At 58.2% G+C, this 12,477-nt stretch carries 12 protein-coding genes; 8 read left to right on the forward strand and 4 right to left on the reverse strand.

Annotation, left to right across the window (positions count from 1 at the left end):
- The first annotated feature begins 61 nt into the window (after positions 1-61).
- Positions 62-1,108, forward strand: a complete 1,047-nt coding sequence (locus tag LT971_RS16125; RefSeq protein ID WP_237007978.1) for a PDDEXK family nuclease — start codon at positions 62-64, stop codon at positions 1,106-1,108.
- Between the two features lie 60 nt (positions 1,109-1,168).
- Here the strand turns inward: LT971_RS16125 and LT971_RS16130 are convergent, their stop codons facing one another.
- Positions 1,169-2,491 (reverse strand): DNA cytosine methyltransferase, encoded by a 1,323-nt coding sequence (locus LT971_RS16130; protein ID WP_237007979.1) that lies wholly within the window; start codon positions 2,489-2,491, stop codon positions 1,169-1,171.
- Between the two features lie 498 nt (positions 2,492-2,989).
- Here LT971_RS16130 and LT971_RS16135 point away from each other — a divergent pair, with 498 nt between their 5' ends.
- Both LT971_RS16135 and LT971_RS16140 read left to right on the forward strand, forming a co-directional pair.
- Positions 2,990-3,646: an HhH-GPD family protein gene (locus tag LT971_RS16135; protein ID WP_237008006.1), complete on the forward strand. Its 657-nt coding sequence runs from the start codon at positions 2,990-2,992 to the stop codon at positions 3,644-3,646.
- Between the two features lie 113 nt (positions 3,647-3,759).
- Complete coding sequence (locus LT971_RS16140; RefSeq protein ID WP_237007980.1) at positions 3,760-3,969, forward strand: hypothetical protein; 210 nt, start codon at positions 3,760-3,762, stop codon at positions 3,967-3,969.
- A gap of 83 nt (positions 3,970-4,052) precedes the next feature.
- On the opposite strand, the gene LT971_RS16145 is transcribed toward LT971_RS16140, so the two are convergent.
- Together LT971_RS16145 and LT971_RS16150 are read right to left on the reverse strand one after the other, a co-directional pair.
- Positions 4,053-4,268 (reverse strand): hypothetical protein, encoded by a 216-nt coding sequence (locus tag LT971_RS16145; protein WP_237007981.1) that lies wholly within the window; start codon positions 4,266-4,268, stop codon positions 4,053-4,055.
- A gap of 82 nt (positions 4,269-4,350) precedes the next feature.
- On the reverse strand, positions 4,351-5,172 hold the full coding sequence (locus LT971_RS16150) for an IS5 family transposase (RefSeq protein ID WP_237007982.1): 822 nt from the start codon (positions 5,170-5,172) through the stop codon (positions 4,351-4,353).
- 116 nt (positions 5,173-5,288) lie between these two features.
- Here LT971_RS16150 and LT971_RS16155 point away from each other — a divergent pair, with 116 nt between their 5' ends.
- The 5 genes from LT971_RS16155 (at position 5,289) to LT971_RS16175 (ending at position 11,873) form a co-directional block, all read left to right on the forward strand.
- Positions 5,289-6,053 carry a hypothetical protein gene (locus LT971_RS16155; RefSeq protein ID WP_237007983.1) on the forward strand — a complete coding sequence of 255 codons (765 nt, stop codon included), beginning with the start codon at positions 5,289-5,291 and terminating at the stop codon, positions 6,051-6,053.
- Between the two features lie 177 nt (positions 6,054-6,230).
- The gene (locus LT971_RS16160) at positions 6,231-6,950 is read left to right on the forward strand and encodes a P-loop NTPase family protein (protein ID WP_237007984.1); all 720 of its coding nucleotides are present in this window, start codon (positions 6,231-6,233) and stop codon (positions 6,948-6,950) included.
- Entirely contained in the window at positions 6,951-7,286 is a 336-nt protein-coding gene (locus LT971_RS16165) for a DUF8156 family protein (RefSeq protein ID WP_237007985.1), read from the forward strand.
- A complete protein-coding gene (locus LT971_RS16170; protein ID WP_237007986.1) occupies positions 7,270-9,372 on the forward strand; it encodes a type B DNA-directed DNA polymerase in 2,103 nt (700 codons plus the stop codon). Before LT971_RS16165 ends, LT971_RS16170 begins: the two co-directional genes overlap by 17 nt.
- Positions 9,373-9,476: 104 nt before the next feature.
- Positions 9,477-11,873, forward strand: a complete 2,397-nt coding sequence (locus LT971_RS16175) for a lamin tail domain-containing protein (RefSeq protein WP_237007987.1) — start codon at positions 9,477-9,479, stop codon at positions 11,871-11,873.
- On the opposite strand, the gene LT971_RS16180 is transcribed toward LT971_RS16175, so the two are convergent.
- Positions 11,867-12,250, reverse strand: coding sequence for a homing endonuclease associated repeat-containing protein (locus LT971_RS16180; protein ID WP_237007988.1), 384 nt, complete (start codon positions 12,248-12,250; stop codon positions 11,867-11,869). The two genes, LT971_RS16175 and LT971_RS16180, sit on opposite strands and share 7 nt — an antisense overlap.
- Positions 12,251-12,477: the final 227 nt, after the last annotated feature.

Consider the following 12,477-nt stretch of genomic DNA (forward strand, 5'->3'; position numbering starts at 1 on the left):
TGCCTACTCTGTTTATAGAATGTACTCGGCGTTGATTTGCTAATCTCAGAATCTCGTTTTTATGCCAGAACTTGCTGGCGACCCTGCGAACTACAAAGTATATTGGTTCTCCCGAGACCTTGTCGCCTCCCGGTTTGGCAGTTTTGCCACGAAAGAGAGTCAGGCCCTCAGGGAACTTGCAGATGATCTTCAAACGGACATAGCACGAGGTGACACCAACCCGGCTGACTGCAGACAAACCATCGAAGAACAGATTCTGGGGTCGGTAAACCGAACGTACGCTGGTGATATCTCCAAAAGATACCGGCAGACAGAAGACTTGGTTGAACGAGTCCAGCGGAGGATAGATACTATCGACGACGTAGAAGAATTTATTCTTGGAGCGAAGGCGGTTGTCAGAACCAGCGATATCTTGGATGAGACTAGCCGATTTGGTGAAGAGGATATCAAGGAGATAGTCCATGAGACTCTCTCAGATGACCGTGGCGAGGTGCGTAAAGACCGGGCGTTCGATGCCCTCTATAATGTTGATTTTGAGGGCGAAGCTCATCAGCTCGGCGCGCAGCGAGAGCCACTCATCGAATACGTATGCGAATTAATGGACGAGATCGATGGGCCTGAGCGTTCCCCGGAGTACGTTGCCAGAATTATCTCAGGTATCGCGCAAGAATATGAAAGGCGAGCTGGCCAGAGCCGGGCAGCAACCGCTGGAAATGTGCTTGAGACAGCGCTCCAAGAGATCCTCAACCTCTTTGATATCCCCGCTACAGGGTCCCCTGAGCACTTCGGAGATATTGAAATCGACAATATCGCTAAGGGTCCACAAGGAAAAATCGGCTTCTCATGTAAGCGAACTCTCCGAGAACGGTTTAGACAGAGCCTGTCGAGACAGGCCGAAATTGGGGTCGACGAAGTCTGGTTCGTTTCACTAATGATGGCAGACGTTTCTCGTGAAAAACTCGTGGACATCAGCAACGACGGCGGCCGGATCTATGTACCTCGTGATTCGTTCGTGTGGGACCGTTATAGCGAGGATGATGAGATATCCTACGCTCTTCGCCCTGCGGACCAATTCATAGAAGACGTAGCTGATTTTGTTGGCGCCTGACGTCGTCGGTATCTCTCGCGAAAAGACATCCTCAACAAAAACCAGTTTTCAGATACTGGTTTAATTCGCTTCCTGCAGTTCCGCTTCTGGTGCGTTGAAGATCTCGTTTCGAATTGCGGTCCCAATTGCCTGTGCCAGCAGGGGAGGGACAGCATTTCCGACCTGCTTGAATGCGTGAGTCCGTGCAACTGGGAATTCAAATGAGTCGCGGAACGACTGGAGACGAGCTGCTTCCCGTACTGTAATCGATCGAGCCTCTCGGGGGTGAATGAACATATGGCCGTCCTTGTACAGGTGTGCGACGATCGTGGTTGCAGGCTCCTTTGGATTCTGCTTCTTGAGCTTGTCCGGAAAAATGTCACTCCGGTACGGCTGATGCTCCTCCGGGATGTCACCAATGATGAAGGAGACTCCCTCTCCGAGAAGCTTGTAGAGCGTCAGATCCCGCATATTGTGTCCACGACATTCGTGGTTATAGAGCGGCATTTCTTCCCAGTCCGTATCTTCTGGAACGTCACGAACCCAGTTCTGATACTCCGAAACAGGGCCGATTTTGTACTCCTCGGCTTTTGTTGGGGGTGTCGAGCCGTCCGGTGAAACAGGGGGAAGGTCTAAAATTGCATCAGCCACTGTATTCCATGGTTCTTTCGTAGATTTGTTTTTCTGGAAGATCGGGAACCGGTTGTGGTCTTCATCTTCTGCGAACCCTCCCAGCGTCTCTTGGTTCTCGTCAGTGAGCTCGGAAGGGTCCCGCTTGAATTTCATCTCCTTTTCTTCCTCGCTACGTGGCGCTCTATGGGTCTCCCACTGACTCATATCCGGATTCTGTTTATCAAGCCGATTCCCGATGAAGAACAGCCGATTCCGGTGCTGAGGGACCCCATAGTCTGCGGAATCAAGGACCTGTACACGGACGTTGTACCCGATGTCGCGCATCTGATCCTTGATGATTTCAACTACCGGCTCGCCATCATCATTCTCAGCAGACAGCATTCCTTCGACGTTCTCCATCAGGAACGCCTTCGGCTGGTAGTGGTCGACGAATCGCAGAAAGTCTTCGTAGAGAAGATGACGCTCATCGCTGGTGTTACTACGTCCATCCAGAGAATTGATTTTGCTTCGCCCGACCAGCGAGAAGGTCGGACAGGGTGGCCCACCAGCAACCAAATCAAGTTCACCGCTCTCAAGACCCAGATCTGGTGGCTCAGTCTCCGTAATGTCTCCCACCGTCATTTCGCAGCCATGGTTTGCTTCAAACGTTGGTTTCGTATTTTTCTCGTGATCGATTCCCCACAGAATATCGAACCCCGCATCCTCGAGCCCCTGCGACATACCACCTGCACCACAGAAGAGGTCTATTGCAGTTAGCGTCGGTTTCGACATTGGATACTGGTATTTGGTGAGGCCTCTCGTTTGAACCTTCGCTTTCTACGCGTGTCTACTCAGTGTGTATATTGTAACCAAGATAAATACTGGACTCCACGAAACCTTACGCCGTCTAATGGATGTAGAGGAGTACGCGTGGGTAAAGGCAAGTGACTATCGCGAGAACGTACTCCTCGCGCTCAAAGAAAAACCGCGTCCCCCCAAAGAAATAGCCGAGGAGACTGGATACTACCTCAGTCACGTGAGCAATACCCTATCTGATCTTGACGAACACGGGTTAGCGGAATGTATCACCCCAGATCGGAGAAAAGGGCGACTGTGGACAACCACGGGTTCTGGTCAGGATCTCATTGAGAACTTGGAGCGGTAGGGATGAGTGGATCCGTCAATTTACCCTTTGGACGGACCGGAGTTGAAATCGGAGAATATCGCACTCTGGTGGATATAGATTCGGCGACTGAGACTCTCCAGCAAAACGGAGTACAAGACGCTGAAATGCGGATTGCTGGATTTGTCGATTCCTGCCCAGAATTACTGAATTGGCTCGAATCTAGCGGCCGCGAATTCCCTTGGAGATACACGCAGGACCCGTGGACCGTGTACGCGACAGAAATTCTATTGCAACGGACGAGAGCAAGTGCTGTCGAGAGTATTTTTGATGAGTTCTTCACTCGGTTTCCATCGGCAGCTGCAGTCGAAGACCAATCTGAGGAAGAGTTACGGAATGTAATCCGATCACTGGGATTCGTAAATCACCGAACACGTAGTCTCCAAGAGGCCGCTAGTCTTTGTTTGGAAACTTCAAGAGGCAAGCCACCGTGTAGTCTGGAGAAACTCAAACATCCGTGGCGGGTTGGCGATTACTCAGCGAGGGCGACGCTGATGTTCGCCTTTGATGACGTACAACCGCTCGTAGACGCTAATTTCGCCCGGATACTCGCTCGAGTGTTCGGCTACGATATGCCCGTCCAACCTCACAAGAGTGAGAATGTGTACGAGCTAGTTTCGAGTCTCGTTCCCGACGAGCCCGGGCTGGCACGTGCATTTAATCTATCCATGCTTGACTTAGGGGCAATCGTTTGCTCCCCTGAATCACCGGCATGCCATCAGTGTCCGATAAACGCTGCCTGCCAGTTCTACCAATCCTCTTGAAACACGGGTCACCTACCGGTTAGTTCAGCCGTCTACTTTTGTCCAAATATCGCACCCAGCGTTGTATCCAAATCGTAATCTGTGCTTTAGTTCGAGGTTTCTTCTCCTCAAATATGGAAGAAAGAACGGAATTCATAGAGTATCTTCACGACTACTGGGCACAGCAGAAGGCAGTAGGGATGATCGCCGAAGCGAAATTCCTCGAGGAGCTGGAGGAAGAATCGGTTGGCACCGTTTCGGACGTAATGTTGTTCCAGCCCAAAGCAAAGAACGGAGAATTTCAGCCTTGGGAGAATATCTATACGTTCATCCGGCCCTGTTGAAATCCTATTGTTTCGACAACTTTTCCACTGAATACCTGTTAGTAGACGTGCGAATCTAACAACTACACGAAAAATGATTGCTTCTATTCCCTGAATAATTGATGCTTTGCAACGAGATAGAATCGACCAATAGCGAGGGCCGCGAAGAGGAGGCCGACAACTATAGCGAAGACAGTTGGCATTTCTAACTGAAGAACGAAATAGAGCGCCCCCGCGACTGCGGCGGCAAGCACTATCAGACCAGCGATGAAAATCCCTTGTTGACTGCGTGGTGCATCGGTGAATGTAGTTTTGCTCATAGGTGGTTACTCAACCTCCACGGAAATAACAGTCCCGGCGAGGATCATCGCTGGAGCGATGTGTATCTACTATATCTAACGTTCAGAGTGTCTTGTCGATGTTGTGGGTGAAACAGCGGATGACGAGTTCACGGAACTGCTTCCACCAGCGTCGTGAGCGGACGAATGCGCCGTATTTCCGTTTAATGCGAGAGTTTACCGTTTCATTCTGACTACGTTGACCATAGAGGTCGGCATCCAACCGGGAGTTCCACGCCTTGTGGAGCGGCGAAAATTCTCGATGCTTGATGATCGGACGAACACCATCTTCACGGGCTAACGCCCGAATCTTCTGGTCGTCGTATCCCTTGTCACCGAGGAGAATCGCTACTTCATCGGTATTCCGCTTAATGAGCGACGGTGCGATCTGTGAGTCGTGTTTTCGTGTCGTCGTCACGTGTAAGTCGATAATTGCGTTCACTCTCGTGTCCACGAGAAGTGTAACTTTCAACTGCTGAATCGTTAGCTTCGTTCGTTTCGTGTAGTGCTTCGAGGCGTGACTGCGGTCAAAGCCAGAGGCATCGATCCCGACGACACCGTTGGTCGGGAGAAGCGTGACTGAGAGATTGAGAAGAACCCGCCAAACAGCCATGTCAAGACGGTTGAACGCCTTACACAACGTCGAAGGAGACGGGATTTCCTCAAGATCGAGGGCGCTCCGAATCCGAGGCATCTCGATAAGTTCGTCAAGAAGCGTCCGGTACGTCGTATTCTTCCGAACCTTGAGACAGAGCAGGACGATGTGTTGATGAAGTGTGTACCGCCGTTTCGAGAATTTCGATGAGTAACGAGTGACAGCTCGCTGAGCCACGTGCATCGCTTGCTCAACGAACCGGAGTAACCGCGACTTCGGGAGGGCTTCCATCCGGTCAGACTACCGGGCGAACCTGTAACTCTCTGAGGATTTCAACAGAGCCGTTCATCCTTGATGCCGCGGAGCGTGATTCCCTGACCGACCAAGAGATTAAAGCGGGAAACCTGATGCGGGAAGCAGGAACAACAGTTATATTCCCCCGAATCAGGGATCCCTCACAGTCTGAATTTGGTGATTTTGAGGGTGGAGAGGAAGCGAGAGATATCCAGCATGAATTCGCTTGGGAATGGAGAAAGTACGTTCCAGACACGGAGAGTACTGTTGAAGTCGAAATATCTGAAGAGACTTCGACGTGGAGGACTGGTGGATACGACAATGGGGCCGATGATGACTATTATGAGCTACTGGTTGAGGGGCTGACTGGGATCTCGGACAACTACATCCGGGAAATGTTCTATAAACAGCACTTCTACTCAGAGCATCTGAAGGGGACGCATAGCTTCACCGGGACGTACTTCGACGTTGACGGGCTACTGGTGCGGGATAAAACAGTAGTTCCCTATGAGATTAAGGAGAAATCAGCATACGAGGACGAGGGGGTCGAGCTGTTCGGGCTGGACGTAAGCCGTCTAATAGTCATGCTACGGACTAGCCTTGCTGAAGGTCTTGACCCAGTATACGTTGTCAGAGAGGTAGTTGAAGAAGAAGACATGCATGGATTTGATAGAGATTTCGTGGACTGGCACACTATTTCTGCCTCTGATGTGATTCGTGCGTCAGCATGGCAGGTTCAGGGTGGTGGGCCCGGAATGGGCGGTGCCCGAACTCAAACATTGATGATCCCGAAATCAGAGTTTGATTCTCTGGCTCCTGCGAGCCTTGATCCGGACGAGTTTACGGATTTTGTAGGCAACTTCCAGCCACAGGTCTGAGCAAGATATTCATATCAAGGTGGCATCTCAGCCAGTCCTGTGTTGATTTCAACTGTAGCTGAAAAACGCTGCAGAGTATTTTGGATTGGTGGCCTTAGCCACACCCCCTTTGCAGCAATCTGGACGTCTGGACACCACACGCCGAGGTATACGGAGAGACCTGCCGTTCGAGTAGGTATGCGACCACCACGCCGACAGTCACGCCACGACCGGGGGAGAGTCAGTCCAGCTGACCTCCCCGAATTAGACGCCGAAGTCACGCTCCTCGAGGCCGAGGACACCGACGTGCGGCCGCCCTTGCACGCGCTCAGCATCAACGAGGTCCTGCTCTCGGGCGCGAGCGGTGAGAGTACCGCGACATGGGTCGATACCGGCCGGCACGCCCAGACGACGAGTCTCCACGACCTTGCGCCCGCCCCACGCGTCTTGGACCGAATCCACGTCGCCCGCGGGTTCACCGCCTTCCAGCATCACGCCCTGATTCGGGAGGCGGTCGACCGGATCGACGCGACCACCGTTGCGGTCGTCGCCCCCGCTGTCGACGCCATTTACCGCGAGAGCGACCTCTCCCGGGAGCGAGCGCGCCAGTTCCTCCTGCGAACGGTCGCCCATCTTGCTCGAGTCGCCCGCCGGTACAACATCCCCGTCATCGTCTCGCGAGCCCGCGACGACGACCTCGGGAGCATCGTCGCGGAAGCCGCCAGCGACACCCTGACCTACCGGGAGACGCGTTGTGGGCCCCGGTTCGAAGGCAGCGACCACGAGACACTCGTCTACGACGTCGGTGACGGCTGGGTGCAGACGACGCTTGCGTACTGGCGGCAGGTCCTTGAGACGCGGCGGCCGCTGTACGCCAGCGCCGACGACGACGTCCCCACGCCGGGGGAGGTGGCGTAGATGGGGCGAACCAACCCGACGTATCGGGATACCCTCCGACACTTAGAGGACGACTGGCAGCCCTACCGACGCGCGCTTCGGCATCGCGACCAGGAACGCTTCGACGCCCTCTGGGGCTACACCCGAGACTATGCCGACGCGGCCGGCTACCTCTCCCACCCTGACCCATCGGTGGTGATGTTGTTCTCGATCTGTCTCGCCCAACAGCGTCAGCTAGACCGCCTCCTGGAGGCAGTCGAGCATCCAGACCCACCCACTGCGTCGACGGACGATGGAGCGCGCGAGCGGCCGACTGTCGCGAGTCTCACGGAGGACACCAATGGTGCTGACAACTGAGTTCTTGGACACCGGCGGCGTCCGCTACTGGGAACTCACCGACGATGGGGCGACTGCGTCGGCCGACCGCCAATACCGGCCCCGACTGTACGTCCGGGCGGACGACCGGCACAGCCTCAGTGACCTCCGCGAGTATCTTGGAGAGCATCCGGTGGTCGCCGGCGTCGAGGAACGCGAGTTCCGCCCGGGGTGGCGGGAGGACTACGAGCCGATGCTCCGAGTGGCCGTCGACCGCCTCCATCACCTGACGGAGATTGCCGAACAGGTCGCCCAGTACGGCAGGCCCGGCGGCTACCAGTGCTATAACGTCGACTTCAGCCGGGAATTCCGATACTGCTTAGAGACCGGTCGCGATGCCGTGCCAGCCCGGGAATTGGACGTGCTCCGGGTGGCCGCGCCGCGTGCGCAGGTTGCCGGCGTCGACCCGCTCCGCGAGGTCTCGGTCGGCGAGCTCACCTTCGAGGGCGTGCCCGAAGTGGTGGCCGCCGACGTGTCCGCCCGTATCCGGGACCGCGACCCGGACGTGCTGCAGGTGTCGAGCGCGGACCTCATACCACGGCTGTTCGCGACCGCGCCCGTCGACGAAGACGTCTATGCGCTCGGGCGGCGGCCCGGCTACACGAAACGTGCTGGCGCGTCGACGTACGAGAGTTACGGGCAGGTCGAGCACTCGCCCGCCCGGTACAGCATTCCGGGGCGGGTGATTGTCGACGAGTCGAATTCGTTTTTCCTCGAGGAAGCCGGTCTCTCGGGGATTCTGGACCTCGTCGAGCGGTCGGGGAAGCCACTGCAGGAGGCGGCGTGGGCGAGCATCGGGAACATTCTGACGGCCATCCAAATCCAGTACGCGGCCGACCGGGACGTCCTTGTGCCGTGGCGGTCGTGGCGCACCGAGCGGTTCAAGACAGCCAGTCAGTTGGATGCGGCCGACCGCGGCGGGTTCACCTTCGAGCCCGACGTCGGCGTCCACAAGACCGTCCACGAGTTAGACTTCTCGAGTCTCTACCCGAACATCATTCGCGAGCACAACATCAGCCCGGAGACCATCCGGTGTGACTGCCACCCCGACCGCGAAGACGTCCCCGGGCTCGGATACAGCATCTGTCCGGACGACGGCTACCTCCCGGAGGTCCTCAGCCCGATCATCGACGACCGCGCTGACATCAAGGACGAGCTCGCGACGACGGACGACCCGGACCGCGTCGAGGAGTTGGAAGCCCGGTCGGCGGCCCTAAAGTGGATACTCGTCTCCTGCTTCGGCTACCAGGGGTTCTCCAATGCGAAGTTCGGCCGTATCGAGGCCCACGAAGCCATCAACGCCTACGCTCGCGAGATTCTCTTGGACGCGAAAGCCGCCTTCGAGGAGGCCGGCTACCGCGTTGTTCACGGCATCATCGACTCGATCTGGGTGCAGCCCCGGGAGGACGTTGAGCAGGAGCCGGTCGAAGCGGTCGCTCGCGAGGTCTCGGAGGCGACCGGCATCGAGCTGGAACACGAGGGTGTCTACGACTGGGTGGCGTTCTGTCCGACCGCTGACGGCCGAGACGGCGCGCTCACCAAGTATTTCGGCCGCCAGCAGTCTGGCGAGTACAAGTATCGAGGCCTCGAGTGCCGGCAGCGCAGCACTCCGCCCTGGATTGCGGACCTCCAGCGTGAGCTCATCGAGGTCTACGACGAGACCAGGGAGACGGACGCGGTCCTCGCCCGGGTGCTGGATGCTATCGGCGGCCTCCGGGCCGGTCGCGTTGAGCCTGGCGAGCTCGCGATTCGCAATCGCGTGACGAAGACGCCCGCGGAGTATGGGCATGAGACGCGGAACGTGGCCGCGCTCCGGCGGGCGGAGGACAGCGTCGGCGGTATCGCCCCCGGGGAGGATGTGGAGTACGTAGTCGTCGACGACGAGAAAGCGTCCCGTGACCGGGTGGAGTTGCGCTCGGAGGACCCGCAGGATTACGACACGGAGTTCTACGTGGAGTTGGTTGCACGGGCGGCAGCGGGGGTTCTGGGGCCGTTCGGGTACACGCAAGAAGACGTCATCTCCGGCGTCGAGTCCACGCAGCAACTTGAGCTCACGACTCCGCGGTAGCAACCCCTTCTCGGGTTCTACCCCAGTTGCGTGTAACTCTCCAAATATATGCACAGCTTCAAGTAGTGATATGATTTATACGGCGGGTCGAAATTAACTAGAGTATGCGTCGCAGAACGTTCCTCAAGACGCTCAGTACAGGCACGCTCACCGCCGCCGTCGGCACCCCCGCACTCTCCGAAGCGACGGGCGCGGCCACCACCGTCGACGCCCTGGAGTTCGACTCAACGAGCTCGCTACTGGACGCCAACCAGAACTACCTCACCGACGACTCCACTATCGCCGTCACCGCCGAATCCACCGCCTACAATGAGGACGCCGACGACAACGGTGATGCCACCTTCTACGACAGCGACACCCCCATCCCGCTCGTCGCTGTCGACGGCGCCGTCGTCGGCTTCGGCGCCACCCTCGTCTCCGACCAGGCGAACTTCCAGAGTGGCAACGAGGAGTTCCTTCTGAACGTCTGGGACGCCCACCTCGGCGGGTCTGGAACCGTCCTCTTCGACAAAGGCCACGACCAGTACCACACCCTCACTGACTTCGGGAACATGAAGCGGTACGCCGAAACCCAGCAGAACTACACCGTCACAGCCACCAGCACGCTCACGGACGACCTCTCCGGGGCGGATGCGGTATGGCTCACGGGGCCGGCGACCGCGTTCAGTAGCAGCGAACTGGACGCCCTCTCGTCGTTCGTGGCGGACGGCGGCGCCGTGTTCATCCACGACCGCGCCGACTACCAGAACCAGGACGAAACCGCGAACCTGAACGCCATCGCCGACGCGCTCGGCCTCACGTTCCGGTTCAACGACGACCAGGTCGTCGACAACGACACCAACGGCGGCGCGTTCTACAAGCCAACGACCACCCAGTTCGACACCACGTTCGACTATTTCGCCGACCGCGAAGGCCTGGAGATCGACCCCGGCACCGACCACATCGTCGACGTCGTCGACATCGCGGACGGCGACACTGTCGACGTCCTCTTCGACAGCGGCCGCCGCGAACCCATCCGCGTCCTCGGCATCGACACCCCCGAGAAGGCGGCGAACCAGCAGTACGAGACCACCCAGGAGTGGGAAGGCCTCGAGTCCCTGGACTACCTCGCCACCTGGGGCACCAATGCCACCGACTACGCGAAAGGCGAGCTCACCGACGAAACCGTCCGTATCGCCTTCGATGACGAGGAACCCGGCATCTTCGACGAGTTCGGCCGCCTGCTGGCGTACATCTACTACGACGACACCGACGATGGCAGCCGGGACGCGTTCTACAACCGCCGCACCATCGAGAACGGCTACGCCCGCATCTACAGTTCGGGGTTCAGCAAGCACGAGTCCTTCTGGGATGCCGAGAACGCCGCCCGCACGAACGGCGCCGGCCTCTGGGGAGAGAGCGACCCCGCGAACTCCACGGAGATCCGGAACCGCACTGTCGAGGAGGTGTTCCTACCGACGACCACCAGCGTGCGGACGAGCAGTGGTGCTATCGACCGCTCCCGGGTGCCCGTCACGGCGGAGTCGACCGCCGCCCAGTCGGGCGGGAGTGTCTCCTATTTGTCGGAGATTCCGCTGGTTGGCGTCGACGAAGACGCCCGCGTGGGCGTGGTGGGGAGTCCGCTCGTCGACGAGGCCTACGAGGCCGACGAGGGCTACGGTGTCGACACGTCCGGCTACGAGAACTTCGTGCTGACGACGAACCTCATCGACTACCTCGGGGCAGCATCCGGCGACGTGTTGATTGACGGCGGCCACGGACAGTTCAGCGCCGACTACGGTCTCTCCAGCGAAGACGCGGCGTACTACCAGCGGTATCTGGAGGGTGTCGGGCTGGGCTTCGAGCAGGTGAACACCTTGACCACGGACAACCTCTCGCGGGGCCGGACGCTCATTGTAACCTCGCCGCCTGAGGCGTTCTCGAGCAGCGAGCTCGATGCGCTGTCGTCGTTCCGGGACAACGGCGGGAGCATCATCCTGGTGGGGAGTAGCGAGGCGTCCGCGGACGCAGTGGCGAATCTGAACGAGGTCGCGAACGCGCTCGGGAGTGACCTCCGCGTGAACGCCGACGCGGTGACGGACTCGAGCAACAACGTGAACAGCGACGAGACGGTCCCGACGACGACGCAGTTCGACGGGTCGTTCCCGCTGTACGACCCGTACAGTGGTGAGGGAAGCATCGCAGTGCAGACGGTTCACGAGGACGCCGCTGGCGACGAGTACGACAATCTGAATGACGAGTACGTGGTGTTCGAGAACCCCGAGAACGCCAGTATCGACCTCACGGGGTACGCGGTCGAGGACGAGGCCGACCAGCGGTATGAGTTCCCAGACGGCTTCACGCTCGGTGCCGGCGAAACGGTCACGCTCCACACGGGCAGTGGGACGGATACGTCGACAGACCTCTACTGGGGCAGTGGGTCGCCGATCTGGAACAACAGCGGAGACACGGTCTACGTGTTCGACGATGCGGGGACTATCGTCGTGGAGTACCCCTACTGAGAGGGAGTGGGGGTCGCGTCGTCGGTGACGCCGGCTGCGGCTTTCGCGTCGCTCCAGCCGTCGAATCGCTTGGCTATTGTTTCAGCGGTGGGGTTGCGGTCGGCCTGGTCGTACTCCTGCATCGTCGGGTCCGGGCCAATTTCTTCAGCGGCGGCCTGAAGCGCCTCGATGCAGTCCGTTTCAGTGAATCGGATGCGGGGGGCGCGGTCGGCGTCGAGGTAGTCGAGAGCGTTCAGCCAGGTGCCGTACCGTGCGATGATGGTGTTGTAGGATGGCGAGCGGTCGAGGGCTTTGTACTCGTCGACGGTCGGGGCGTGGCCGAGCTCGTCAGCGGCCTCCTGTAGGGCTTCCAGGCATGTCTCTCTCGAGATCGACATTCAAATTCCAGCACCAAGCGGACAGTAATAAGGCTGGTGTTGCAGGACTTCTGGACTATGGTGGTGCCAGGGGACGGCGTAGCGTGAGGCGCAAGGATACTTCGAAGACGGGGTGTGGTCGGGCAGAAAGATACTTCGATGACGGGGTGGGGTGGAGGAGTCAATGATACTTCGAACACGGGGTGTGCTAGTCGAGCGGAATGATACTTCGAAAACGGGGTCCCCTG

It is taken from the genome of Halobacterium rubrum, assembly GCF_021729015.1.
In the GTDB taxonomy this organism is placed as follows: Archaea; Halobacteriota; Halobacteria; order Halobacteriales; family Halobacteriaceae; genus Halobacterium; species Halobacterium rubrum.